Genomic DNA, 26,642 nt, shown 5'->3' with positions numbered 1-26,642 from the left:
ACAGTACCTGCTTCAACGGGTTCCATAAGCATTTTATGAGCATAGACAGGTGAGGCAATTAAGAAAAAGAGAAGCCACACACAACAAACAGACATAACATTCCTTTTCATCGATTCAAACTCCTTTAAAGCGACATTTCTTCTGTCACACACATCTTCATCACTAACATATAGGCCTCTTCTGTTTTCGCACCAAGTAGAGCAATCTTATTACTTTTAAACAAACATGAAAGATTTGTTCGTGCTATTGTCTGATCTGGATATGTATACGATAGCTCTTTAATTGAGATTACTTCTATTAGAACCACCACTTTTCAATCAATATAATTATCAGTATAAAACCTAGTATACTTGCAGACTTGATCCAATCCGTCTTACTAATTGGACGAGGAGGAGAAGTAGGGATCTTCCCAGAAAATCCACGGGCAGCCATCGCTTGATATACTTTATCCGACTGATCCACAGCTTTCATAATTACCCCCGCCATCACCCCACTATAGACCTTTAAAGAGGCTGGCTTAGCCGATGGGCGAAATAACCGGGAAACCAATGCTTTATAAAAAAAGGTTAACGACCGATAAAACATGCGAGTATATGTTACCGTCAATGATAAAATGGACACGATGACGCCTGGGATCGGTAAAGCAGATAGACTATTCAGTAATTGATGGAGCGGCTGGCTCAAAACCAAAATCATCATAACAAGTAGCGCAGCCCCAGACTTTAAACTGATCTGTAGGACAAAACGAAGCAATTCACCGTCAATTGGAAATCCATTTGATAACAAGATTGGAATGCTCATTAACAATAGAAAAGGAACGAGAAGAACAAGCTTCGATAAAATAAACCGAAAGGAGAACTGGCTCAACTTAGCCAACATAATTAAGCTAGTAAACACAAATCCTAGGAGCATGATGTTTTCTAAATAAACAACACCAAACGTAAAAAGAATACAGCTAATCGTTTTCGTTCTTGGCTCCCATGCAGCTCCCCAAGACGATGAATCTATACCTGGATCGAACCTTTTCATTTCCTCAACAAACGCTGTGGCCATTCGGCGTTCACCTCTTACTATCCGTTAGACGATTCTCCTAAAATAATCGCTGGACGTATTTTGACAATTGTAGCAACGATAAAACCCGTTAACAAAGCCTCAATGATTACTAAGGGAAGATGACCAATGATCAAGATTCGAACGACTGAAAGCATTCCGTCTGTGTAAAAAGAGCTCGTTAACGCTAATAAAAGGGTTAATAAAAATACTGCCCCGATCACACCAATGCCCCCACAAACGGCTGCAATGAATTGAACTCGTGCTTGACTACGCTTTGTCGCTTTTATAAACAAGTAGTGACAAATCATTGCCGGAATTGAAAGCATAACAATATTTGCGCCCAATGTCGTAATCCCGCCATGCTGAAACAGCAAAGCCTGTAGGAGCAAACCAACAAATATGGCAAGGGGGCTTCGCTTGCCGAGTACTAACCCTAACAGCCCACAAAGAATCGGGTGAACGGAGCTCGGCCCTATTGGAATACTGATTAATGACAAAACAAAGAACGCCGCAGTCATTAAGCTTATTTGAGGAATTTCCCTCTCTTTTATTCCACGAATTGAATACACAACCAGTGCCCCTGCTACGACGCTTGTCGTAACAACAACAGGGAAGCTAAGTACTCCATCAGAAAGATGCATGATTTATCATTCTCCTATTAATGCTCATTGTCTTTAACTTCTTCACGAGATAGCTCATATCCTTCATGCTTCTTCGCATCCTCAAAAATGAAATCTTAGCTATACAATTTCCTTTTACGTCCATATAGTGAAAACTCTTTCCCTTATTTATTAGAGAAAGAGTAGAAACGCATTTTTGGTAGAGCCGACCTACGTCAATGCTACAACCTGCCGTCCCGTATTCTTACCTCTGAAGAAAAAGGAAGCTTAAGAAATGGGCAGGTCTCCTGACTCGTGCATCTTCCAACAATGAAACCTTTTTATAAATAACCAAAGGTTTCTTACAGTGGTGTTCTTTTGCTTCATCCAAACTAGTCATTCTAGAAATGACTTTTAGCCTTACTATATATTGTTAATAGTAAGGCTAAATTCAGATTTTTTCAACATTTAGTTTTATTCAAGTGACAAGGGGGCGGAGCGAACCGCTTATGAGGGTTTTTGTACATTCAACGGGTGATTAGTAGATAACACTAACTTGATTGCTTGTTCGTCTACTTCCTCTTCACCTCTTACTTCCCTTCACCAACATGCTATAACAACTCTTCCAAATACTGTGGATGCTCCAATATGAAATACCTAGCCTACTGAATGCGCCACTTAATTTCATAGAAAATTCTTTTTCATATTTTTACATAAATATCTAAAATCGTGTTATAATTTCAAAGATATCTAACACAAAAGGAAGTTATGGATGAAAAAAAGAGCCTTAATTAAAAAAGTAAAAAAACTGATTGAATCAACACTCATTGATGTGAACATTGTAATCGATGTAAAGCATAAAAGAACTCGAGTGAACATGGTTTATGATTTTATTCAAGGCACATTGATTTTTGATGCTAAACGAATGGTTGAAGCTCGAAATGAAATGATGGAGAAGGTCTCCCTTGAAGACTATATAAAAGCATTAACCTTGCATGAATTAGGTCACCATCTAGACCGCTATGCCCTGATTGCCTCCTTACCAAGAACCTATGAAATTTATGAATTGAAGCAAAAAATACCCTATTCAGAAAGAAGAAAAAACCTCTCCTTATTCAAGGTTGACCTCGAAGAGCATGAAATGGATTATGCTTTTGAAGAATCGGCCTGGGCTTATGCAAAAAAGTTAAATCGATTGTATAACCTTGTGAATGACAATGTTTTTGAGAAAGTGAAATTTAACAGTATGCTTAGCTACTTAGCTTCATATAATCAGGATCTTTTAATTTATCAACAACTATTGCTTGAATCTGAAACTTCCCTGGCAGGTTAATAGCATTAATAAAAATCAAAAAACCTTGCAAAAAAAACGTTCGTGATTTTGCAAGGTTTTTTAGTAGTTATGTTGAACAAGCGTTATTGCTTGAAAAAGTTTTTTATACGGAGAACCCTTATCATTTTAACAAATAACAAGCGCCCCATCCCATAGCTGCTAACACAATAAAGAGGGCAGATGAATCCTTGAAAGAAAGTAATCCGTCTCTTATTCACTTATTTTAACCTTCCATAAGTAACAGCTTTCGCTCGTAAATCACTCCTCATTAGCCGTAAAAAAATGAACCTAAACCCGTGCAAAAAATTATCTTTAATAATTAACCAAAAAAATTACATAACTTTCGATGATTAATTCCTTCGTCACCTTGGCAATAGGTTAGGACAGTCGTACAAATGTCAGGGAGGTTTTTTTATGTTTACACTATCAGATATACCTATCTTTCTCATGTCTTTATTTATTATTTTACCTATAATTTCAATTATTCATCAGGTTGGGCATGTTTTTTTCGTATGGCTTTTTGGAGGCAGATTACGATTTTCTATCGGGGCAGGTAAGCGCTTGTTCGGTTTGGGTCCTTTTGAAATAAGACGAATCTACTTTTGGCATTCTTTCTTTCAGTATGAAGAGCTAAAAAGAGATACCACCTTTTCTCACATTGTCATCTTTTTAGGCGGTTCCCTTTTTAATCTCCTCTCAATCTTTATCGTAAATGGTTTAATTAACTTGGGTATCTTCTCGCCCCATATTTTCTTTTATAACTTTGTTTATTTCTCCCTTTATTTTGTCTTTTTTGCACTTTTCCCAGCTCGTTATTCTGAGGACCATCCAAGTGATACGATGGCTATTTATGATCTATTAAAGTACGGAAAAAAAGTCGACCCTTTAGATTAAAAGAAACGGGGCAGGTTTAAGCCCTCGTTTTCTTTTAATCAGTTAGGCCAATCCGACCCTATTGGTTCTGTGAAAAAGGACGGTGCCTTAGCAGACATTGCACCGTATCATGAAGGCAACATTGGCAATGTGATTGTAAAGGTTGTACCTCCGTTCACCTGACTTTTTTACTTAAATGCTTCCTTTATGAGTGTGTACAATCTTATAGCTTACCATTAGCCCTAACCCGTTTCCTTTTTCCTTCATTGAAAAAAATGGTTCTCCTAGTCTTTTTATTTTATCAGCAGGGATCCCCATCCCTTCATCACGAATACTTATTTATACTTCCTTTTGAAGAACCCTCTCTCCTCCTTATCTTGAAGCAATAAAAAAGCAAACGTAAAGTGCAAGGTACACTCGACGTTTACTTTTTTAACGATACCTACGCTTTTCTCTGAAAAGAGAGAAGCATGATCGACTATTAACGTTGCTGAAGCTTCTAGCATAGTGACATACTCTTCGTAGACTTCCAGCGTTACTCGACAGACTCTCTTCCAACCATATGAGAAGAGGGTCTGCTCATAAAGGCTTTTTATTTTTTTATCTGACTAACACTTTAGTAACTAGTACAGCGCTCGGTCACCTGAGCCGCTATCTCTTCAATTGTCCATTGTGGAACGAGAATACCACCTACAACAGCGACCTTCTTAGCTCCTTCAAACCAGTCTGGCTTCATGTCCTCTTCTGAACTAATTTGGTAGACGTTTTCATTAACGCTTGTACAAACCTCGAACACACTAAGTGATGCACCTCCTCCATCATCAACAACAACCACGACATCCGCCTCCTTTGCAAGAAGGAGCGCTTCCTCCTGTCTTTTATAGGAATCCCAACAAACGGTTTCAACAACCTTAATCGGAATTTCATTCTCATTCAACCTTGCTACAACAGCCTTCCACAGTACTGTATTTCCTGTTACAGAACCGACACTAGCCCATCGCTCACCTGCTCCGAACTCGATTTTATCCACATCTGCTGCTTTTTCTACTGTTACACATTTGCGTCCATGTTCCTGTGAAACTCTTTGTGCATCCAAACAATGATGGTCATTCTTTTTACCAAATGCAATCAGATGATATCCTTCTGATGCCAGCTCCTCCAACGTCGAATTATATTTTGATATAAATGGACATTGCAAATCCTCTACCTCAACGTTTTTTGTGGCAAAACGTTCCTTCACATGTTTTTCCACCCCATGAAAACCGAGCACCACCTTTTCTCCGCTTTCAATACTTGAAGGGTTATCGAGAACACTCACATTTTTCAAGTTTGGATACTGCTTAAATAGGTGAGGATCTTTGTCTGCAATTCGTTTTAATGTATCCCATTCAAGTGCTTTTTCCGATGTGCTTACTCGATGAATAACATTGACTTCCTCTTCTTTCGCTGCAATTCGATTCATCCCTTGATACGCCCGTTTAATACCGACACAAAAGCCGGCCTTTGCTGTGAATACTTCCATTTTACTCCTCCTATAATTCATGTCACGTTCATACACTCCATGCCCATGTCTTTTTTCAACTAAATGTCCTTTCACCTAACGAGCATCGGATGCTTCCTATAGAATGCCTATCAGCCTTGACGAGATTTCATTGCCTGAGCTCTGTAATTTGATGTAGCTTCCAAAAGTTGTTTCGTATAAGCTTCTTGCGGGTCGGCGAAAAGTTTTTCAGTCTCTTGAATTTCAATCAGCTTTCCTCGTTGCATCACTCCGACCCGTTCAGCAAATGAACGAACAATATCCAAGTTGTGCGTAATAAGGAGAATGCTAACCCCCATCTCTTCGTGGAGATTTTTCAATAGTTCAATGATTTCTCGCTCGATTAACGCATCCAAAGAAGATGTCGCTTCATCAGCTACAATCAATTGAGGCTTTAATGCTAACGCTCGGGCAATTGCCACCCGTTGCTTTTGCCCTCCCGATAATTCTCTAGGAAGCTGTCCAGCTAAGGATAAAGGTAATTTAACCATCTCCATTAACGAATGGACCGTGCTCCTTTTCCCTTGCAAAGGAATATGATTAATAAGCAATGGCTCGAGAATTAATTGTTCAACCGTCATTCTCGGATTTAATGAACCTTCGGGATTTTGAAAAATCATCTGAACCATACGATGATAGTCGAAACCTTTCGAACAGGAAAAAATATCAACCTCATTAAAATAAATCCTTCCCTTATCAGGCTTTTCAAGCCTCATCATCAAATGGGCCAAAGTTGACTTCCCCGATCCACTCTCTCCGACCAAGGCAAATACCTCACCTTTGTTTATCGTAAAATGGACATTCTCTAATGCTCTTACTTCTTGTTTTCGATGACTAAACGTTTTACTTACATGACGAACTTGAAGCATTCGTACCCCCTTTAATGAAGTTGGTTCATAGATAATGCCTGCTCTCGACTAATTTTTTCGTATAAGAATGCTCGGGAACGGTAAATATACTGCCTACCGATGCTTTCTCAACGATTTTTCCATCCTTAATTACAGCTACCATATCAGCTACATCTGCTACAACACCGATATCGTGGGAAATCAATAGAAGTGTTAGATCGTATTGCTCCACTTTTTTTCGCAGCAGGTTCATGATCTTTTTTCGTGTTATCGCATCTAAGGAGCTTGTTGGTTCATCAGCGATTAACAGCGCCGGTTCACACGCAAGTGCCATAGCGATCACTACACGGGTGCACATGCCACCACTCAATTCATGTGGATAGCAATCCGCTACTGCCTCATCCAGTTCAACAGCTTCTAGTAAACGCCTTGTTTGACCTCGCGCCTCTCTTCTATGCATACCTTGGTGATACGTCAACACCTCCTCAATTTGTTCACCCACTTTTAATACTGGGTTAAGGGACTCTTTCGCATTTTGAAAGACGAGGGAGATGTCGACCCAACGATGTTTGCTCGCTTCCTTCGAGCCTAGATCCATCATATTTTTCCCTTGAAATAATATGGATCCCTTTATTTCAGCAGTTGGTAGCATGCCCACAATTGCTCTAGCCATTGTCGTTTTGCCAGAACCTGATTCACCAATTAAAGCAAGAACTTCTCCTTTGTTAATGGTTAATGAAACATCCTCTAATACATAGATAGAACCCGCCTCTCTCTTTGAGATTGGAAACTTTACCTGTAAATGATCGATTTGTAGTAAAGCATTTTTATTTTCATGGCCCATCGGTTCAGGTGTGAGCTGCCTTTTCTTCTTTTTCCGAGGCAAAGCAAGCTTCTCATCCCCTTGATAGACTAAAAAAGAAAAGCATAACGTGAGCAAAATCATGCAGAGTGTCGGCGGTAGAACCCACCACTGCCAGGCCGAACTAATAAAAATGCTATCTGCTTGAAATGCATAATGAAGCATGCTTCCCCAACTTATTTCTGTGACGTCGCCCAAGCCTAAAAAAGATAGACTAGCTTCCGTCACTATAGCTGCTCTAGCAGTGGTAAGGAATGTTACCCTCATCAAAGGATAAATACCCGGAAGAATATGCTTATAAAGAAGGTATCCTTGCCTGGCGCCAAACGTTTTTGCAGCCTTCACATACTCCCTTTCCTGGAGAGACAATACCTGTGAACGAATCATCCTTGCATAGGCAGGCCAGGAAAGGAAGCTCAAAACCAAAATCACATTCCATAAATCCGAGCCTGAAAAAGCGACCACAATAATGACGATAAGCAAATTGGGAATCGTCAAAATCATATTACATAAACCGAGCAAATAAGGGTCAAGCCTACGATTGTAACCCGACAGCAACCCGATGCCTACACTAAGAAGCGTACTGATGATAGCAACAACGGTTCCAATCAAAAGAGATGTTCTTGTCCCATAAATGATTTGACTCAAAATATCCTGGCCCAAATCATTCGTACCGAGGAGAAATTCTATATTTGGTTCAGACAATGCCGGACCATGATAAGAATGCGGATCATGCGGGCTTATCACTGGTGCAAATACAGCAACACCCAAAAAAACAAGGAGACCAATCATTCCAACATACCTAAGCATTGTCCTTCATTTCCTTTCTGCGAATACGCGGGTCAAGCATCGGGTAAAGCGCGTCTGTTAGCACATTCATTATTACAATGGCAGCCGTAAAAACAAGGAGAAGCCCGTGCATTAATGGATAATCACGTGTCAAAATGGCTGTATACAGTAAATGTCCCATTCCAGGGTAAGAAAAAACGGTCTCCACTAAGATCGCTCCAGTCAACAAAAGGGCGATGCGTAAGCTAATGATGGTAACAACCGGAAGGATGGCATTTCTCAATGTGTGACGAAAAAGAATACGCATCGTCGAAAGTCCCTTCGCCTCTGCTGCGAAAATGTATGGAGCACTAAGGACTGTTAGCATCGATCCGCGAACAAGTAAATAGATGCCCGGCAACGCGACCAAGGTTAAGGTAAGAACAGGCAGTGCGGCATGATAGAAAACATCTCCTAGATTACGCATCGTTCCAGCGAATCCCTCACCATAATTCGCAAATGGGGTCGCATTTCCACCTAAAGGAAACCACTGCCACTGGATACTGAAAAAAAGCAGCAATAAGGTTGCGAGCACAAATCCAGGGATTGCACCAACCGCTAGAAGAACGGTATAAAGAATCGAGTCCCTTTTGCTTCCTTGCATCCATGCGGAAACAACCCCAAGGAATACTCCTGCAATGACAGATAGCACAATGGACATTCCGACTAAAAGAACCGTCCACTTTGCGTGGGCAAAAATAACCTCAATGACCGGTGAGTGAAAGTGAATCGACATTCCCAAATCCCATTTCAATACCCCTGATATAAAGTGAAAAAACTGAATATACAGCGGTTGATCGAGCTGATAGTATGCCAATAGCTGATCTTTTTGTTCTTCGGTGATGATGAGCATCAGCGAGTCATTTCCGCCCCCTTCAATGTATGCACTTGGTCCACCAGGCATCAGTCGAGGGAGCAGGAAATTAAGGAGGATGATGCAAAAGAACAAGAGTAGGTGATAGACTAGCTTTCTACTCCTCATCGGGTAAAAACGCAGCCTTGTTTTCCCAAGATGTAATTCCATTGCCGACCCCGCCCCATGTGTTAAACCAACCATTAAATTGGTCCTCGTTATACATCCAATAGAACGGTCGGTGATAGAGCGCCAATGTAGGAATTTCCTCAGCTATGACATCCTGAAGCTCGTCAACAACCTGCTTTCTTTGTTCAAAATCAGCTATTCTTAATTGCTTTTCGGCAAGCCTATTAAATTCTTCATTTTCTAGGACAGATCCATGGGAAGCTAACTCGTTATACTCTGCATTAGTGAACCAGCGACGCAGAAAATCAGGGTCCCCGCTTACACCAATATGACTCGTAATCGCCATATCATACTTACTTTCATCCAACGAAGCGCTAAAGGTAGCCATGTCTACCTTTTGAACGTTCACTTTAATACCCGCCTGTTTCAGCATGTCTTGAACCAATTGAGCATCCCGTTCATCCGTTGAAACCATTAATGTAAATGCTAAATCTTGACCGTCGGGAGTTTCTCGAATTCCGTCTTCATTGCGATCGTGATAGCCAAGCTTATCTAACAGCTCATTTGCCTTTTCTAAATGAAAGTCATATTGTTTCGTAGCAGGGTTATACCACGGTGAGCCTGGAGGAATCACTCCAGGACTTCCAACGACGACATTGCCACCTAGCACTTTTTCAGCAATGGTCGCCCGATCAAGTGCATAGGCAATCGCATGGCGCAGTTCCTTTTGACTCAACAACTCATCTTCCATATTAAATACCATACGGACAATGCTTCCATGTGGGTCACTCTCCATCACTTGGTAGCCTGCATTTTTCAGCTCCTGCATTTCATTAAAGTTGTTTGTCCAAATCGCATCAATATCGTTATTTTTAAGCGCCAACGCCCGATTATTGACCTTAATATAGGAGATTTCTTCTATTAATGGCTCACCTTTAAAATAGTCTCGATTCGCCTTGAAAAGATATTGCCCTGATTCTTGTTGATGACGCTGGAGCGTGTAAGGTCCTGTTCCAACAGCAGCACCTTCTTCGCGGTAGGATTTCGGATCTTGCACATCTGACCAAATATGCTCTGGAATAATTGGAATCATTCCCATGACCTCTTCAACGAACGGAGCATACGGCTCGTTTAGCTGAAAAACAACCGTTGTTTGATCGATGATCTCCACCCGATTTACCATGCTTGTATCACCCCAAAGGAAACCGTGCTGAGATAGATATTCGTATGTAAACTGAACATCTGATGCTGTTAACTCATTCCCATCATGCCATTTGATCCCTTCTCTCAGCTGAACCGTATACGAACGTTCATCCTCAGAAATGTCCCAGCTTTCCGCAAGCCAGGGGATAATTCCCTCTTCATCCTTCCATGTCAACGTATCATACAAAAAGCTCATTCGCAGATACCCTGCTGGTCCTGTTGGATCAAATGCAAAAGGTGACGGAAAGCCACCATCTGTCGGCCAACCAAGTCGCAATGCTTTGACCTTTTCTTGTTTTATTTCTTCATCGGTTCCTTCTGAATGAATTGGAACTGTTGAATTTGACTGTGCGTTACAGCTGACCAATATAATAGAAGGGATGACAAAAAATAAAATCAATGCAAAGCCCCTGTTTATTCTTCTTTTAAGTAAACCTTCTTTCCAAAACCTCTTAATCTCTTGAATAAAATACATCCTTCTCCTCCAGTATGGTTTTTTCTTTGACTCTCGTTCTTTCATGCAACAAGAAAAGCGCAAGGTACCCGCCTAGCTGCAACAAGCGCTGGAAACGCTGACTAGAAAACACTTTTTGTTTTCGTAGGAGGCCTCGATCCGCTGACGTCTGGAGCTAGACAGCTTTGACATTTTATGTTTTTTACCTTTAAAAAAAGGCATCTCTAACGATTCAGAAGAATGTTAGAGATGCCTTAGTATATGAAACGTACATGAACCACGCCATAAACCGCTGCCTTCTCAACACCTCCCCATCGCTCGTAGGTTTAACAGTGTCAACGAAGCAGGCAGGTCTTCTGGCTTAAGGCTCAATGCTTGCACCCACCTTCCCAATCCTAAGGAATCAGTGGTATCTCGGGAACAAGCTCCTCTCATACAGTGGCGGGACCGCGTCGGATTCACACCGAACTTCCCTTTTAAGTCTCGACAATTCATTCGTCAAGACACCTGTTCGTCTTAATGTGTAGTTGTTAATTCAAACATATACTAGCACATCCTAGATGTCAAAGTTTATTTGAAATGACATGTGAGTGTATGAATTATTTTTCACTATAATCGGTAATCGTGTGTTTTCCTTTGTTTTTCTCTTGTCTTGATTTTTTTGATATATCCCCACTCTCCAATCTACAAACCTGTGTCCTCTCAATTCCCTCCTTATCTACGAATTAAAACAGAGTATAAAAAAAGCTCTCACAAAGAGAGCCATTTCATTTTTATGTTGTATATATCTGAAGAGTACTCATTCTTTTAATACCAAAAGACGTATTTAAAACGATGTTATGAATTCAACCCGACATTTTGACCTTGATTTTTCCTTTGCTTTGCCCGAAGCCACGAAATAATGATCGCAGCGATCAAGACAAATCCTAAGTATCCCATAAGTGGGTAAACCGTACCAACAAGAGTAATGAAACCAACAAAGCTTGCAAGGAAAGCTAAAGCACCAAAAATAACGACAGACAGCTTAAACATTTGACTGTCAGGTGATACGACTCTTGCTGTAAATGCATACAACATTCCAACAGCCGTATTATAGATCATTCCTAAAAGGACAATTGATAAGAACCACCCAAGCGCTGGGGAGATTTGATTGGCCAAGAACAATGTTGGCATCTCCACCTCTTGTAAACTATCAAGGTGTGACAGCATTCCAATATTGATTAAGAGAAGCAACAGACCTAGACCAAGACCACCTAAAATACCTCCCATTCCCGCTGTCTTTTCATCTTTCACGGTACCACCCATGACCGTAAGCATAGCAATACCTGCTGCGATATTATACGAAACATACAGCAATGCTCCTAATACCCAGTTCGAGGATGCTGCAGACTCTACACTTGCATAAGCCTGTAAATCCGAGAAGCTTGCATCCATTGTTGCAATTGAATAACCAGCAATAATGATGACAATAAGCAATAAAAATGGTGTGACTAGGCCAATAATGTCGATAATTCTTTTAATATTAAGCAAGAGCGTTGCAATAATTAAAATCGTCATTACGATGCTTCCAATAAGGGTGGATACTCCGAATTGTTGTTGAAAAACCGAACCGGCACCTGCGACCATGACAACTGCTACGCCAAACAAGAAGAAAAGAATAGCAAAATCGACAACTTTTCCTAGGTATGGACCACATAAATGCTCAATCACTTTTTTATGGGACGTTGTTTGCAGCTGACTGCCAAGCTGAGTGATGTGCATCCCTAAAAAGGCAAAGAATAGGGTGGCGATCACCACACCTGCAATGCTCCATAATCCGAAATGAGTAAAAAATTGAAGCACTTCTTGACCAGAAGCAAATCCAGCCCCAACAATTAAACCAACGTAAGCACCTGCGATTCTTATACTATTTTTCATGATAGCCTCCAAATTAAATGAGTATTCAGACAGTTCCCTGTAAGAGAAGCTTCAGCGACTTATTCAGGTCGCTTCTACTTCTCGTCTTTTGTTAACAAAGCCTGTTCCTTATCTGGTGTACTTCTGACTATATTCCGTAAACTGAGCGACCTTTCTACAATTCACTTCATAGCCAATTCCTGCTCTTGTCGGAACATGAATCACACCATGATCGACGACAACCTCAGGTTCAATAATATCCTTTGTCCAGTAATTTGCAGATGCAGCTGTATCACCAGGCATTGTAAAATTAGAAAGCGTCGTGAGGGCAATGTTGTGAGCTCTGCCAACTCCTGACTCTAGCATGCCACCGCACCAGACAGGGATGTTTCGCTGCTGGCAAAGATCATGAATTTTTTTCGCTTCTGTCAGTCCCCCTACTCGACCGATTTTAATGTTAATAATTTTACAGCTGTTAAGATCAAGGGCTTTTCTAGCATCCTCAACCGAATGAATGCTCTCGTCTAAACAAATTGGTGTCTTTAGCTCAGCCTGAAGTGTGGCGTGGTCCACAATATCATCAGATGAAAGCGGCTGCTCGATCATCATTAGGTCAAATTGATCAAGCGCTTTTAGCACATTCAGATCCAATAGACGGTAGGCAGAGTTTGCATCTGCCATAATTGGTACATCCGGATACTTTTGACGCACTTCTTTCATGACATCAACGTCCCAGCCAGGTTGAATTTTAATTTTTATCCGTTTATAGCCATCTGAAAGACCTTTTTCGATTCGTTGCAATAAGTCTTGAACAGAGTTTTGAATGCCGATACTAATACCGACATCAATTTGGCTTGCGCTCCCGCCTAAGCTTTTGCTCAAGCTTTCGTTGTTTTCTTTCGCATATAAATCCCAGATTGCCCCTTCGATCGCTGCTTTCGCCATATTATTTTTTCGAATATGGGAGAAGCGTTCTGACACTTCATCAGGATGCTGAATGTCTTTCTCGAAAATCATTGGAATAAGAAAATCTTCGAGCATCGTCCAATTCGTCTTAACCGTTTCCTCGTTGTACCAAGGAGACATAAACGCAACGGATTCGCCCCAGCCTGAGAGACCATCATTGTTTTTTACTTCAACAAGAATAAAATCTTTATCTGTAAAGGTACCGAAGCTCGTTGTAAAAGGAGCAATTAATTTCATTTTCAGCTTTCGTAAAATGACTTCCTGTATTTGCACGTTATTCCTCTCCTTCACGGTGTATGTTTATTTCACTTTGTTTTATCAGGATGTAGTGCTGTAGCGGTGCTTCGGCTTTTCTTTTAATACCGACAACAACATAGTCAGCTTGAAACAAAAGGGTAAATAGTTTACGTGTTTTCATTCGCCAATCAATCGCTAATGAATGGTTCTTTTCCTTTATTTGTTGAAAATTGGTTGGAATCGGTACAAGCACAGCTTGATTTGAATGAAGCTGCTTCAACTCAGCTGCTGCCTTTCCCCCATCAAAAGCATCAATGACAGGAAAGGCTTGTTCATCTTCTTGAACGGTTACGAGATGAACCTCCTCCGCATCACGAATCGCCTGTTCTTTCGTATGTTGATCACTGTCAAACAACCATTCCACCATAAACCGATCAGTTGCCAGCCCAGCATTCAGCGCATCATCCATTTCTCCGTAGCAATCTTCAATGTACGTGCGGCAAATGGCTTGAAGCTTCCCAATGTTCAAGTTAGCATTGACACTCTCCAAAGGGTCATAGGTCCAGGTCATCAGCTTATATCCTTTACGGATGGCGGCCTCTTTTTGTGCAAGCTTTAGCTGTCTTCCATAGCCCTTCCCTTGATAATCAGGGTGGATACCGAGCATATGGGAGCAGAGATAGACAGATGTTTGATGGAAGCCAGGAAAGCTATAGATAAAACCGACGAGTGTTTCGCCTATAAAGCCTCCCAAAATAATGCCCCCATTTTTAGCCACAGTCAGGGTTTGATGAGTAGGAATCGGCTCCATGTCCCAAACCTTCAGCTCTAATTCCTGCATTTTTCGTAGTTCATCAAGCGTGCGTAGCGGCCGAATGTCTAATGGTTCGTTCATTTGTCATCCACCTCCCCGTATTTATTAAAGGTGAAAATAATGACTTTGGTTAAAATTTCAATTCCTTTTAATAGTGCTTCTTTGTTAAAGGTCATGTTCGGGTGATGTAGCCCTGGTCGCAAGTCGCAGCCAAGACCGAGCATCGTTGCTTTCACATTTGGCTTTTTCAATGTATAAAAATGAAAATCTTCCCCGCCTGTTGTCACAACAGGGGGCACGATATTTTGTGTACCAATGGAATCCTCAATCGCCTGTTCCATTAACGACTGTGCCTCTGGGTTTACGATGGCGGCTGCCACATTTGCACCCATATCTAAATGAATTTCCACATCGTTTGTAGCTGCAAGGGCTTCTGCAATCTTCTTTACTCTTAACGTTAGCAATTCCATGGCTTCATTGGTTTGGGCACGTAAATCAAGGCTAAACCTTGCCCTCCCAGGAATAATGTTTCCACTGTCACCACCTGCAGAAAATTGCGTCATTTTAACCGAATGAGGGATAGACGGATCTAAATGAATGGCATTTAGCATGTGAACAAATGACGCCCCGATCTCGATTGCATTTTGTCCTTGGTGAGGTCTAGCACCATGGGCATCCACACCAACAATTTCCCCTTTTATAAACTGAGCAGCCCCATGCAAAATTGCGGGAGCCGCTTTGCCATCCACAACTTCTTCAACGGGTCGAAGATGAACACCATACAAAAAATCCACATCGTCTAACACGTTTTCTTCAATCATCTTCAAAGCGCCGGTTCCTTTTTCCTCAGCCGGTTGGAAAATAAATTTCAACGTTCCTGGTGGATGATAGCTAAGATCTTTTAACAATAGAAGGACGCCTAAAGCGAGTGTCATATGAGCATCATGGCCACAAGAATGGTTTGCTTGAAAATGACCATCCACTTCTTGCCAGAGGGCATCAATATCTGATCGCAGCGCGACCGTAAAGTTACCCTGTCCCATTTTGCCAACAACACCGGTGCAATCTAAAAAGGTAGATACGTCGCATTGGTTTTCCTTTAAAATACCGGTAATGTATGAGGTCGTTTCCACTTCACTCCAACTAACCTCAGGATGAGTATGCAGCCAATCAAAAATCTCAAAAATCTTCGGACGTAATTGTTGCAATCGCTTTTCTAAGTCCATCGTTCCCCTCCTTTTTTATAAGAAAAAATCATCTTTATTAAATGCTTTTCTTCGCTCAAACTGTTGTTCATCCTTAATCGTCACCGCCCACGATTACATTGAGCAATGAAAACAACGCTGGTGCTGTAGCGATCGTCGAAAGCTTTGGAAATAATGCTTTCAGCTTTTGCTGTAAATTCCATATGCTCGTTCCTTTCTCGGATCAAAAAACGAAGTTTAAACTTATCATTATTATAATATGAAGTCTAAACTTCATCAGGTATGCAAAATTTTACCACACCCCTGTAATTTACACAATGCGAATTATAAATATTAAAAATTTTTAACGAACTTTATCCAACTATTAACCCATTCTTCCTCTCTCTATGTGAATAACCCTTCGCTTATCTTTTTCCTGTCATAGTATAGAAAGAATCATGTGCGAGGTTGCTCTTCCAGCTTGGATGAAAAATGAGTTCGCAGGTTTTCTCTAAACAGCTTAATCGAAGGGGAGCGGAAGGGCTTCATTATTTAAGCAACTTGTACTGAATCTCCGTCCCCTTTTCAGAAACAAAAAAAAGGAGGAGAACAAGTGCAACCTTTTCTAACATATGCTGCGATTGGAGATTCATTAACAATCGGTCTTGGGTCTGATTTTATGACTGGGTTTGTGCCCATGTATGCTCACATGTTAAATTCTGTTTTTCATATCCCTGTCGTCACTAAACGCTATGCAAAAATTGGACTGACTTCAACTGATGTCATCAAAATGCTTATAAATAGACAAGTAAGAAGCGAAATTGCCCAAGCAGATGTAATAACAATTACAGTCGGTGGCAATGATTTGTTGCACGCAAACGCCCTGTTCAACGAAACGAACAACCCAATATTTTTTGAAGTTGCCCTGCAACACTTAGGTACAAATTTATATCACATCATCAAATACATTCAAAACATTAAATCCTGCATGAATGATCAACCGTACTTTATTCGAATCATCGGTCTATACAATCCGTATCAAGAGCTTTCATATAGTCATTATTGGGTTCAAACATTTAATGATGTTCTTCGCTCCTATACCTCAGCAAATGTTGCTTTTGTTGATATTTATCCAATTTTTCGTATGTACGGTACCCATGCACTATCACCCGACGGTCTCCATCCGAATGGAATAGGGTATCAGCTCATTGCAACACAACTCGCTAAGACAGGCTATAACCCTTTAGTACGCTGACATATGAAAAACTAGTACTTAATCAATTAAGTGCTAACACTTTTAATTGAACGTTTATTTAACAACTTTCGCTAGTACACAAATAAGACCGCCCCACTATGATTTAGATCTACGAATACAAAAGGAGCGATCATTAACTGTATTTTCTTATACTTTCATTTCACTGTGTTGTAAAGATGATTTTTCTACTTGAATTGTTGTATGTTCGATTTTGTATCGCTCATGAATAAGATCAATGGCCTGCTGCAGGACGGCCTGACTACTCTGCTCATCATCAATTAATAGATGACAGGTTAGCATATCTAAACCTGAAGTGATGGTCCAAATATGGAGATCATGTGCACTTCGGACACCGTCTATCCCTTCTAGCGCGGCTTTTACTTCCCCTTCATGAATCGTTGGCGGGGTCCCTTCCATTAAAATGTGAACACTGTGCTTTAGTACACCCCAAGCACTTCTCAAAATAAGAAGGGCCACAACAACAGAAATAATCGGATCTGCTACATACCACTGAAAAGCCAGCATGAAAATTCCTGCAGCAATTGCTCCAACTGAACCGAGGGCATCACCAATCACATGCAAGTATGCACTTCGTAAATTCAGATTATTGTTCACATCCCCTTTCCTCATTAAAAACCAGGCGCTGAGCAAATTCGCACCTAAACCGACCAAGGCAATCATAATCATGGTGCCACTCGCAACAGTCGGCGGATCGAATAAGCGACTGTAAGCTTCAAAGATGATAAAGCCTGCAATGATAAAGAGGGTTACACTATTAAATAAAGCTGCCAAAATTTCAAATCGATAGTAGCCATAAGTCTTATTCGGAGAAGCAGGACGGCTAGCGAACCAAATCGCCACTAAACTGAGCGCCAAGGAACTTGCATCGCTTAACATATGTCCACTATCAGCTAACAACGCTAAACTATTCGTTAGTATTCCACCAAAGAATTGTAGCACCATAATAACGGTGGTAATCATCAAGGCAATCATTAAACCCTTTTTGTTGCCTTCCCGCTGTTCATCAAAATGGTGATGGTGATGATGGTCATGCCCCATAACCTACTCCTCCTATTCCTTAATCATGCTCAACGTGCTCAAGCACTTGATTTAAAATATCAAAAACATGTTCGTCTTCGTACGTATAATAGTAGGTGTTTCCTTCACGTCTATATTTGACTAATCGTAAATTTCTCAAATAGCTTAATTGATGTGAAATCGCCGATTGAGATATGCCTAACACTTCCACCATATGACTAACAGAACACTCTTCTTGGAAGAGCAAATACAAGATTTTAATTCTCGTCGGATCAGAAAGTGCCTTTAAAATCCGAGAAGCTTCTTCAATTGTTTGGTCTGCTAAAAACGGATGATGCTGTTTCTTCACAATGATCCCTCTTTTCGTTATCTGTATAATGCTGTGTTCTTAATGAAAAGTGCTCAATTAAAAAATCAATTAAACTATATATGAACATATGCTCATATATAGTTTATAACAACTGGTTAAATTTTTCAATTCATATTTTCCAGCAATGTCTCATGGTCCGATTACGTTTTTTTGCCCACTACAAAAGCACCCTTTCGAAAAAAGCTCTACCAAAAAAGGCTCTTACAGACAATAATAAAGCCCACTTTAATGTGGGCTTCATTTTAATAACTGATTAATTTTTTAACAAGTGAAAGCTTCTTCTGGGCAACATAATAGTCCATGTTGATGTTGATAAGGTAATTAAGATACGGTGTACTTTCTGATTGTTTTTTCAACACCCTAAAAATTTGAGGCTTTTCATTTTTTAAAATAGCCGTCATTTCAGCAGCAGGTACCGTAACATTTTTTGTTTTAACTCGTAGTAGCGTTCTTAAAAAACCCGTAAATGTAATGACATGCTCTGGCTTGTCCGGTGTATTTTTAAGCAATCGTTCAAATTGCTTAATTGCTTCTGCTAACTCTGGCTCATTCCATTTTACATTTTCTTCCAAAGTCAATTCACAACACTCCTATATTGAGAATACAGCCTAATGAACACTCAAATAATGGAGCATTTCAATGTAGGCAACTGGCTGACATAGAACCGTAGTCCGTTAGTCCCTCTAGCTTTGCGTCCCAATTTTTCAATTGGTTTGCCTTTTCTTGTTGCAATTATAAAACAAGGATTCTACAAAATAAATTATAATTTATTAATTAAAAGGTAAATAGCATGAAATGGTACTTATGTAATAGTTATATCGGTTTATGAAGTTGAAAATTATAGGAAGTCTAGCAAAAAATTAAATACTCCATTCATTAAATAATAAGAAAACCACCGCTTACCCTTCAAATGCGGTGGTTCTAGAAAGTCTTCGATTCATAAACCTCTATCTATCTATTTATGAAAACGGTTTGTATGGTCTTTTACTCTTCTTTCTCATAATATCGCAATAAGTCGCCATAGATCACCTTATCTGAGTATTCAAGGTCTTGATTTGCTCGATCGAAATATGGCTCACAGTAAGAACGCTCGGTTTTAGTACCGTCTTCCTTATTAAAACAGGTTTCATTTGTAAAGACATAATCTTCCGTAATAAAGCTTCCGTTTCTTAGCACTGCAAATGATTCCCGTTCTGGCGAGAACAAATCACTCCCAAATTGAATATCCTTTTTCGATTCAATCCCTAGTAAATGCATAATCGTTGGTTTTAAATCAATTTGTCCAGATACCGTATGATTAATTTCATGCTTGTCATACCCTGGAATGTGGACAATCATCGGCACTCTTTGCAGTTGAATCGTATCAAATGGTGTGATCTCGTCTTTTCCTAAAAACATGCTCATCGCTCGATTATGATTTTCCGAAATACCGTAGTGATCTCCATAAATAATAAAGATCGAATCTTCATAAAGCCCTTCTTCTTTTAAGCGGTCAAAAAAGACCTCGAGTGCTTTATCGGTATATCTTACAGTCGGAAAATAACGATTCAACGTACGACTGTTTGAGTTATACTCATCAATCAATCGATCCTCCTCACCTAACTCAAAAGGAAAGTGATTGGTGAGTGTAATAAATTTTGAATAATACGGTTCAGGCTGAGATTTCAAAAGCTCAATCGATTGTTCAAAAAAGTCGACGTCTTTTAATCCCCACCCAATCGAATTATCTTCATTTACATCATAAGAGTTAATGTCAAAAAAGCGATCATAGCCTAATGATTGATACATCACATCACGGTTCCAAAAGCTTTTATTATTTGCATGCAAAACCGAAGTAAAATATCCTTTTTCACCTAAAATCTCTGGAAGCGCATGGTATTCGTTTCCAGCATGAGTAAAGAATACAGCTCCACTGCTTCTCGCAAACAGAGAATTTTCTAGTAAGAATTCAGAATCTGATGTTTTCCCTTGTGCTGTTTGATGATAAAAATTGTCAAAGTAAATACTTTCTTTAATTAAATCGTTTAAAAACGGAGTAATTTCTTCTCCATTCAAGGTTTCGTTGATCACAAAACTTTGTAAGGATTCGACCGAGAGAACAATCACATTCTTCCCTTTCGCTATTCCAAACATTTCAGGATCTGGTTCTTTATAATTTGCTTGTGTATAATTTTTCACTTCAATAATATCTGAGCTATTAGCAAGGACTCGCTGCGCTCTTGATTGCGATTGAATGTAAGCATCATACGTATGATAGTTAAAAATCCCAATATTTTTAACAAGCAGCTCCCGGTCAAATGAACGAGTTAACAATTCAGAGCGTTCTTTATGAGCAATGTCAAGGTTAATGAAAAAGATAACCACTGCCACCGCTACCATGATGATTGCCTCACGTTTTTTTCGTTGTACCGTAGGAATTTTCTTTTTCATCAACAATATGAATAGGAAAATAATATCCACGAACAATAACAAATCCGCGAAGCTCATAAGCTCTGTAATGCTTCCCTGTAAATCCTGAACATTACTCGTTTGAAACAATACTGGTAACGTTAGAAAGTCAGTAAAAAAACGATAAAAAAGCAAATTAAAATACAAAACAAGTGTAGCTAGAAAACTCGTAACAATTACCATGACATTTCTAAGTTTGTTCGTAAAAAATAAGCTTAGGCCAATTAATAAAATGGACGAGCTAAGCGGATTGAGCATAAGTAAAAATTCTTGTCTCGCATTTTCCGAGTAAATCGAAAATCCAACTTTATACAAAATATAAGTTTTCAGACACAAAAAGATAACTGCTAATCCAAAAAAACTGAGCCTTGAAGTTAAGGCTTTAACTTTAGACACTTTGCTGTAAACCTCCTAAGTCTGTACAATTTCAAATACATACTTTTCTTTTCTAAAAAGATCACTATTCTATAGTTTAACATAAAAGCTTGATCATTTATTTTAAAGTTGAAGGATTTATTGACATATTAAGTAATTCTATTATTTTACAAATATATTTTCACTCTCTATATTTATTGAACAAGCTCTGAAAAAGAACCTTTCATTAAGACTTTTGAAAATAGAGCAGTAAGGTGAGTTCATTCGCCTTTCTTTTCTTATTTATGAATAAATGCGGGTTCCCTCATAATGGGAAGCCCGCATTTGTTCGATCATCCTATATATGTTTTTAACAGCAATCATTCAATCTAAAAGCACGAACCCTTTCTGACTAGCCGTTTCCTAATAAAAGAGGCTGGGACAAAAGAGTTTTTACATCCGAACGTCATGATCGTTGATGCATCGCATTCGCTTCGGAAATAGACTTCGCTAAGGTTGTGCATTGTTCGCATTTTCAATCATACACATTCGTTATGTCCCAGCCTCGCTTTGTTTGTTATTTGCCCGTTTTAACGAAGCGTTCGATCCTCTCCCCTATTTCATCACGAACTCGTTGGAAGGTTGCCCATTTTTCTTCATCAGTTCCTTCTGCTTTTGCTGGGTCATCAAATCCCCAATGTTCACGTTTCACCTGAGGAGGGGTCATCGGGCATTTATCAGCAGCATCGCCACAAAGCGTAACCACCAAATCAGCATTGTTTAAAATTTCTGGATCAATGATATCCGACGTTTGGTCGGAAATATCAATGCCCACTTCTTTCATGGCTTTAACCGCATTCGGATTTAATCCGTGCGCTTCAATCCCAGCACTGTATACGTGCCAATCATCACCTAAATATTTTTTTGCCCATCCTTCAGCCATTTGGCTTCTGCAAGAGTTGCCCGTACATAAGAAGTAAAGTGTTTTTTTAGACATGCTCATTGTCTCCTTTTGATTTTTATTGTTCTAAATGATTAATAACCACAAATAAAGGCCAATTAATGTAATCAATAAGGTTGGAACCGTTAAGATAATCCCAATTTTAAAATACGTTCCCCACGAAATTTTAACACCCTTTTTGCTTAATACATGAAGCCATAGTAATGTGGCAAGGGACCCAATCGGTGTAATTTTCGGCCCTAAATCAGAGCCAATCACGTTGGCATAGATTAACGCTTCTCGAATGCTTCCAACCGTGTTTGTATCAGCTATAGCAAGGGCATTAATCATCACGGTTGGCATATTGTTCATCACCGATGACAGAACCGCAGCAATAAAGCCCATTGAGATCGTAGCAACAAAAAGTCCTTGATCCGCGGCAGTTTGAATTACATCTGCGAGAACCGTTGTTAACCCCACATTGCGCAAGCCATACACGACAACATACATACCGATGGAGAAGAAGACAATCGCCCAAGGTGCGCCTTTTATGACCTGTGACGTCGGCACAGCTGGACTTTTTCTAGCCATCATTAAAAAGAAAATCGCGACGATACTTGCGACAAAGGAGACTGGAAGGTGCAAAAACTCACTAACCAAGTATCCGACTAAAAGGAAACCGAGCACATACCAAGACAAACGGAACATCCTTTTATCTTTGATGGCTTCCCTAGGTGTTTTTAGTTCCGCTACATCATAATTTTTTGGAATGCTTTTCCGGAAGAAAAGATATAAGACCAGAATACTTGCTGCTAATGAAAAGAAATTCGGTACGATCATTCTTGACGCGTATTCTAGAAATCCAATGCCGAAATAATCGGCAGAAACAATGTTGACCAAGTTACTAACAACAAGTGGTAAGGACGTTGTATCGGCGATAAAGCCACTTGCCATAATAAATGGAAAAACCATTTTTTCCTCAAAATTAAGATTCCGAACCATGGCTAGAACGATCGGCGTTAAAATGAGGGCAGCTCCATCGTTGGCAAAAAAGGCCGCCACAATCGATCCTAAAATCGAAACATAAATAAACATTCGAACCCCGTTTCCTTTTGCGGCTCTTGCCATATGTAGCGCGGACCACTCAAAGAAACCAATTTCATCTAAAATCAGCGAGATGATGATGATCGCAATAAATGCTAAGGTCGCATTCCAGACAATCGATGTTACTTCAATAACGTCACCAAAATCAACAACTCCCACTAATAATGCAACGATTGCCCCTCCACAGGCAGACCAGCCAATGGAAAGATTTTTAGGTTGCCATATAACAAAGATGAGGGTTAAAAGAAAAATCACTGATGCTAAAAGAACGGATGTCAATTTTCTTTCTCCTCTCTATTTACAGGAAATCCTTAATCCTTGTGTTTCTAGTTCGATTAATAAGTGATCTTGTTTCGGCAGATGGGCTAATAAACTTTGAATTAACGGATAATATTCATTGTTTTGGTTCATGGAATAAAAAATCCATTGCCCCCGTCGTGTTTCCTTTACTAATCCTACATCTCTTAACTTGCGCAAATGTTGACTAATAGCTGGTTGACTCATCTTAAAAATCTCAACGAATTCACAGACACAGCAATCATGTGATTGAAGCAGCTGCACCATCGTCAGGCGCGTCTTGTCTCCAAGTAATTTGAGAATTTGCGCCACCTTCTCAAGATCATGGGTCATCTCTTTGTTCATAACAAGCACCTCCATCCACAAATTAGTATATAACAATATGCTTATATACGCAAATACTTTTAAAGGAGCAGTTTGTTTGTGCTGATGTGCAATTAAGGCTCAGACTTAATACATGAATGAAAACATCAAGCGCATTGACTGTTAAAATAATGTAAATTGTCCAGCCAAGGCTTGAGAAGCTTAAAGAATTCTGCTACCATCCCATTATAGATATTCGATATCGAAATCCGATATTAACCTTTTACATAGGTGGTGGACATTTGGAAGATAAAATTTTACGAAAACTGTTTCTTGGGTTTATTCAAATCCACATCCTACATCACGCGAAAGAGCATCCCATATTTGGCGTTTGGATGCTTGAAGAGCTAAGAGAACACGGCTATAACATTAGCTCGGGAACGCTCTATCCAATTCTTCACACGATGGAGGCTGACGGCCTACTAACAAAGGAAGAACGGAACGTGGAAGGAAAAATTAGAAAATACTATTCGATCACGGAAAAAGGAAATAAGGTTTTAATGGAAGCACGAAAAAAGGCATATGAACTTTTTAAGGAAATTAAAGACTGAAAAAAAGGAGTTATCAATGGAACAACATCAAACAAACCGAAATTTAAAATCATTACTAGAAATCCTACTCGTTTCAACACGGCTTGGTTTAACATCGTTTGGCGGCCCGATCGCTCACTTAGGCTACTTTCATGAGGAATACGTTCGCAGAAGAAAATGGCTAGACGAAAAAAGCTATGCAGATTTAGTCGCCTTATGTCAATTCTTGCCCGGCCCAGCAAGTAGCCAGGTAGGGATTGGGATTGGGCTCATGCGCGGAGGCCTTTTAGGCGGCATCATTTCCTTCATTGGCTTCACACTCCCTTCCGTCATTGCGCTTATCATCTTTGCCTTGCTTCTTCATGGGTTTGATGTTGGGACGCCTGGTTGGATTCATGGGTTAAAAATTGTCGCTGTTGTCGTCGTTGCCCATGCGATTTTGGGGATGGCAAAAAATTTAACGCCAGACTTACAAAGAAGAACAATTGCCTTATTCTCCTTAATTGTCACGCTGTTATGGCAAACTGCCTTGAGCCAAGTCGGTGTCATTTTACTGGCTGCATTTGCAGGTTACCTTATCTATCGACAACATCAAGAAAGCGACCAAATGAAGATGAACTTTCCGATAAGCAAACGCTTTGCTGCTGTCTGTTTAACGCTTTTTTTCGGACTTCTTATTCTACTGCCGATTTTACGAGAAGTCACCGCATTAAATTGGGTTGCGATGTTTGATAGCTTTTACCGAGCTGGCTCATTAGTGTTTGGCGGTGGGCATGTTGTGTTACCTTTACTTGAACGTGAATTTGTACCAACAGGCTGGTTAAGCGAAGAAGCCTTTTTAGCAGGTTATGGGGCGACAAAAGCCGTACCAGGACCGTTATTTACGTTTGCTGCATACCTTGGAACCGTGATCAGTGGCTGGCAAGGTGGATTGCTAGCAACGGTGGCAATATTCTTACCAGCATTTCTGCTTATTCTAGGGGCGTTACCTTTTTGGGATGCGTTACGAAGAAATCCTAAAATAAAAGGTGCATTAATGGGCGTCAATGCAGCCGTTGTGGGGATTTTAATTTCAGCCTTTTACCACCCGATTTGGACTAGTGCAATTTTAGCACCCATTGATTTTGCTTTTGCAGCACTCTTATTCAGTATGCTCGTCTACTGGAAACTTCCTCCTTGGGTCATTGTTGTATTAGGAGTAGCTGGTGGTTCACTACTAGCTCTGCTTTAAAAACAAATCGTACCAATTTAAACGTTATTTTGGAGGCCGAGGCTTTGCTGTAAAGGAATGTGAAGAGGCTGGGACATAACGAACGTGTTGATTGAAAATGCGAACAATGCACAACCTTAGCGGAGGAAATAGACGTAGACTTCTGCGGCAAGGGTGAGACCCCACAGTGCGAAAAGCACGAGGAGGCTCACCCGCCGCCCGCGGAAAGCGAAGGATCGTTCCGAAGCGATTGCTATGCAGCAACGATCATGACGTTCGGATTTCTCTTCAATAAAAACTCTTTTGTCCCAGCCCCGTTCGCGAACGCTTTATTTGTTAGGAAATAGCCTTTTTAAATCCTTAATAAATTCTGGATGAATCTCAACTTCAGGACGTATTTCCTTCACCTTTTTTTCGGCTTGTTCAATTGAGTCAGCCATTTGAAGAGTTAATAATACACCGATTGCCACACTACCTGTGCGGCTTTTGCCACCTTTTCAGTGAAGAACCACTTGTTTCCCTTCTTTATAAGCTTGAACGACTGAGTCGATCGCCTTCTGAAGAAGATCTGCTTGATTCGGCTTGCCATCTACTAGAGGAATATGAATTCGATGAATATCCTTATCTTCATTCTCATCGGCTTCCGCTCGTAAATCAATGGCAATTTGAACATTTTCCTGAGCGGTCACCGTTCGAACTGCTGGCACTCCACAAATGAAAATCCCATTAAGTAGTGATTGGTAATCGTTATTCATGATTGCACCTCCTATTTGTGATAGAAATAAACTTATATCCTATCATTCAGTATACGATATAGACTCTCTGTTTTAAAAACTTTTAGTTTCATATCTTCATGGCTGTCAACAACATGTTTAAGCATTCATAGCTTGTTCGTCCAAAATTGTTCATCGTAAGAAAGCCATTTTTTCAATTCCGTGAATGCTCCTGGCCCCAATTGATACTGTTTTTCTCTCCCGCCATTTGGTTTCATGTCAAAACAAAGTAGCGGATTATACTTTAACATTTTTATTCAGTTGAAAAAGCTGTGTTAACGATATTGA

The 26,642-nt window shown here is 40.0% G+C and carries 25 protein-coding genes, 1 pseudogene and 2 riboswitches; of the genes and pseudogenes, 5 read left to right on the top strand and 21 right to left on the bottom strand.

Going from position 1 to position 26,642, the window contains the following annotated elements; genetic code table 11:
- Window positions 1-297 precede the first annotated feature (297 nt).
- Window positions 298-1,053 (bottom strand): energy-coupling factor transporter transmembrane component T family protein, encoded by a 756-nt coding sequence (locus tag BLT_RS0118980; protein WP_017729305.1) that lies wholly within the window; start codon window positions 1,051-1,053, stop codon window positions 298-300.
- A gap of 17 nt (window positions 1,054-1,070) precedes the next feature.
- Window positions 1,071-1,694 (bottom strand): CbiM family transporter, encoded by a 624-nt coding sequence (locus BLT_RS0118975; protein WP_017729304.1) that lies wholly within the window; start codon window positions 1,692-1,694, stop codon window positions 1,071-1,073.
- A gap of 730 nt (window positions 1,695-2,424) precedes the next feature.
- Between BLT_RS0118975 and BLT_RS0118970 the strand changes: the two genes are divergently transcribed.
- Both BLT_RS0118970 and BLT_RS0118965 read left to right on the top strand, forming a co-directional pair.
- Window positions 2,425-2,985 carry a hypothetical protein gene (locus tag BLT_RS0118970; protein ID WP_017729303.1) on the top strand — a complete coding sequence of 187 codons (561 nt, stop codon included), beginning with the start codon at window positions 2,425-2,427 and terminating at the stop codon, window positions 2,983-2,985.
- A 414-nt stretch (window positions 2,986-3,399) separates the two neighbouring features.
- Window positions 3,400-3,879 carry a hypothetical protein gene (locus BLT_RS0118965; protein WP_017729302.1) on the top strand — a complete coding sequence of 160 codons (480 nt, stop codon included), beginning with the start codon at window positions 3,400-3,402 and terminating at the stop codon, window positions 3,877-3,879.
- A 107-nt stretch (window positions 3,880-3,986) separates the two neighbouring features.
- On the opposite strand, the pseudogene BLT_RS24610 reads toward BLT_RS0118965, so the two are convergent.
- The 10 genes and pseudogenes from BLT_RS24610 to BLT_RS0118910 form a co-directional block, all read right to left on the bottom strand.
- Window positions 3,987-4,197, bottom strand: a pseudogene (locus BLT_RS24610) (ATP-binding protein); the annotation flags it as partial.
- A gap of 277 nt (window positions 4,198-4,474) precedes the next feature.
- The gene (locus BLT_RS0118950; RefSeq protein WP_017729299.1) at window positions 4,475-5,380 is read right to left on the bottom strand and encodes a hypothetical protein; all 906 of its coding nucleotides are present in this window, start codon (window positions 5,378-5,380) and stop codon (window positions 4,475-4,477) included.
- Window positions 5,381-5,490: 110 nt separating this feature from the next.
- Entirely contained in the window at window positions 5,491-6,267 is a 777-nt protein-coding gene (locus BLT_RS22425) for an ABC transporter ATP-binding protein (RefSeq protein WP_017729298.1), read from the bottom strand.
- Window positions 6,268-6,292: 25 nt separating this feature from the next.
- Window positions 6,293-7,918, bottom strand: a complete 1,626-nt coding sequence (locus BLT_RS22420; RefSeq protein WP_017729297.1) for a dipeptide/oligopeptide/nickel ABC transporter permease/ATP-binding protein — start codon at window positions 7,916-7,918, stop codon at window positions 6,293-6,295.
- The gene (locus BLT_RS0118935) at window positions 7,911-8,960 is read right to left on the bottom strand and encodes an ABC transporter permease (RefSeq protein WP_161603259.1); all 1,050 of its coding nucleotides are present in this window, start codon (window positions 8,958-8,960) and stop codon (window positions 7,911-7,913) included. Before BLT_RS0118935 ends, BLT_RS22420 begins: the two co-directional genes overlap by 8 nt.
- Window positions 8,908-10,596 (bottom strand): ABC transporter substrate-binding protein, encoded by a 1,689-nt coding sequence (locus BLT_RS0118930; RefSeq protein ID WP_017729295.1) that lies wholly within the window; start codon window positions 10,594-10,596, stop codon window positions 8,908-8,910. Before BLT_RS0118930 ends, BLT_RS0118935 begins: the two co-directional genes overlap by 53 nt.
- A gap of 308 nt (window positions 10,597-10,904) precedes the next feature.
- Window positions 10,905-11,101: riboswitch (cobalamin riboswitch) on the bottom strand.
- 311 nt (window positions 11,102-11,412) lie between these two features.
- Window positions 11,413-12,492, bottom strand: coding sequence for a YkvI family membrane protein (locus BLT_RS0118925; RefSeq protein WP_017729294.1), 1,080 nt, complete (start codon window positions 12,490-12,492; stop codon window positions 11,413-11,415).
- Window positions 12,493-12,600: 108 nt separating this feature from the next.
- On the bottom strand, window positions 12,601-13,710 hold the full coding sequence (gene menC, locus BLT_RS0118920; RefSeq protein WP_017729293.1) for an o-succinylbenzoate synthase: 1,110 nt from the start codon (window positions 13,708-13,710) through the stop codon (window positions 12,601-12,603).
- Between the two features lies 1 nt (window position 13,711).
- A complete protein-coding gene (locus tag BLT_RS0118915; protein WP_017729292.1) occupies window positions 13,712-14,569 on the bottom strand; it encodes a GNAT family N-acetyltransferase in 858 nt (285 codons plus the stop codon).
- Complete coding sequence (locus BLT_RS0118910; protein ID WP_017729291.1) at window positions 14,566-15,714, bottom strand: M20 peptidase aminoacylase family protein; 1,149 nt, start codon at window positions 15,712-15,714, stop codon at window positions 14,566-14,568. The genes BLT_RS0118915 and BLT_RS0118910 overlap by 4 nt, the downstream gene beginning before the upstream one ends.
- Before the next feature lie 571 nt (window positions 15,715-16,285).
- Here BLT_RS0118910 and BLT_RS0118905 point away from each other — a divergent pair.
- Window positions 16,286-16,927, top strand: a complete 642-nt coding sequence (locus tag BLT_RS0118905) for a GDSL-type esterase/lipase family protein (protein ID WP_017729290.1) — start codon at window positions 16,286-16,288, stop codon at window positions 16,925-16,927.
- Between the two features lie 147 nt (window positions 16,928-17,074).
- Here BLT_RS0118905 and BLT_RS0118900 read toward each other — a convergent pair whose 3' ends face one another.
- The 7 genes from BLT_RS0118900 to BLT_RS0118870 all read right to left on the bottom strand — a co-directional run bounded on the left by BLT_RS0118900 (window position 17,075) and on the right by BLT_RS0118870 (window position 23,823).
- Window positions 17,075-17,986 (bottom strand): cation diffusion facilitator family transporter, encoded by a 912-nt coding sequence (locus tag BLT_RS0118900; RefSeq protein ID WP_017729289.1) that lies wholly within the window; start codon window positions 17,984-17,986, stop codon window positions 17,075-17,077.
- A gap of 19 nt (window positions 17,987-18,005) precedes the next feature.
- The gene (locus BLT_RS0118895) at window positions 18,006-18,314 is read right to left on the bottom strand and encodes an ArsR/SmtB family transcription factor (RefSeq protein WP_017729288.1); all 309 of its coding nucleotides are present in this window, start codon (window positions 18,312-18,314) and stop codon (window positions 18,006-18,008) included.
- A gap of 263 nt (window positions 18,315-18,577) precedes the next feature.
- A complete protein-coding gene (locus BLT_RS0118890; RefSeq protein ID WP_017729287.1) occupies window positions 18,578-18,913 on the bottom strand; it encodes a hypothetical protein in 336 nt (111 codons plus the stop codon).
- 63 nt (window positions 18,914-18,976) lie between these two features.
- A riboswitch (cyclic di-GMP riboswitch) is annotated at window positions 18,977-19,063 on the bottom strand.
- Between the two features lie 256 nt (window positions 19,064-19,319).
- Window positions 19,320-21,179 carry an LTA synthase family protein gene (locus BLT_RS0118885; RefSeq protein ID WP_017729286.1) on the bottom strand — a complete coding sequence of 620 codons (1,860 nt, stop codon included), beginning with the start codon at window positions 21,177-21,179 and terminating at the stop codon, window positions 19,320-19,322.
- Window positions 21,180-21,714: 535 nt separating this feature from the next.
- Window positions 21,715-22,134, bottom strand: coding sequence for an arsenate reductase (thioredoxin) (gene arsC / locus BLT_RS0118880; RefSeq protein WP_017729285.1), 420 nt, complete (start codon window positions 22,132-22,134; stop codon window positions 21,715-21,717).
- A 30-nt stretch (window positions 22,135-22,164) separates the two neighbouring features.
- Window positions 22,165-23,460 carry an arsenic transporter gene (locus BLT_RS0118875; protein WP_017729284.1) on the bottom strand — a complete coding sequence of 432 codons (1,296 nt, stop codon included), beginning with the start codon at window positions 23,458-23,460 and terminating at the stop codon, window positions 22,165-22,167.
- Between the two features lie 15 nt (window positions 23,461-23,475).
- Window positions 23,476-23,823 carry an ArsR/SmtB family transcription factor gene (locus BLT_RS0118870; protein WP_017729283.1) on the bottom strand — a complete coding sequence of 116 codons (348 nt, stop codon included), beginning with the start codon at window positions 23,821-23,823 and terminating at the stop codon, window positions 23,476-23,478.
- A 260-nt stretch (window positions 23,824-24,083) separates the two neighbouring features.
- Here BLT_RS0118870 and BLT_RS0118865 point away from each other — a divergent pair, with 260 nt between their 5' ends.
- Complete coding sequence (locus tag BLT_RS0118865; protein WP_017729282.1) at window positions 24,084-24,392, top strand: PadR family transcriptional regulator; 309 nt, start codon at window positions 24,084-24,086, stop codon at window positions 24,390-24,392.
- A gap of 16 nt (window positions 24,393-24,408) precedes the next feature.
- Complete coding sequence (locus tag BLT_RS0118860) at window positions 24,409-25,602, top strand: chromate transporter (RefSeq protein ID WP_017729281.1); 1,194 nt, start codon at window positions 24,409-24,411, stop codon at window positions 25,600-25,602.
- A gap of 308 nt (window positions 25,603-25,910) precedes the next feature.
- Here BLT_RS0118860 and BLT_RS24140 read toward each other — a convergent pair whose 3' ends face one another.
- Both BLT_RS24140 and BLT_RS22820 read right to left on the bottom strand, forming a co-directional pair.
- Window positions 25,911-26,051: a hypothetical protein gene (locus BLT_RS24140; protein WP_017729278.1), complete on the bottom strand. Its 141-nt coding sequence runs from the start codon at window positions 26,049-26,051 to the stop codon at window positions 25,911-25,913.
- A gap of 27 nt (window positions 26,052-26,078) precedes the next feature.
- Entirely contained in the window at window positions 26,079-26,336 is a 258-nt protein-coding gene (locus BLT_RS22820; protein ID WP_017729277.1) for a hypothetical protein, read from the bottom strand.
- Window positions 26,337-26,642 lie beyond the last annotated feature (306 nt).

This window comes from Halalkalibacterium ligniniphilum, from assembly GCF_000334155.1.
GTDB lineage: Bacteria > Bacillota > Bacilli > Bacillales > Bacillaceae_D > Halalkalibacterium > Halalkalibacterium ligniniphilum.
The sequence above is the reverse complement of the archived record's forward strand: the minus strand, read 5'-3'. Positions and strand labels throughout refer to the sequence as shown.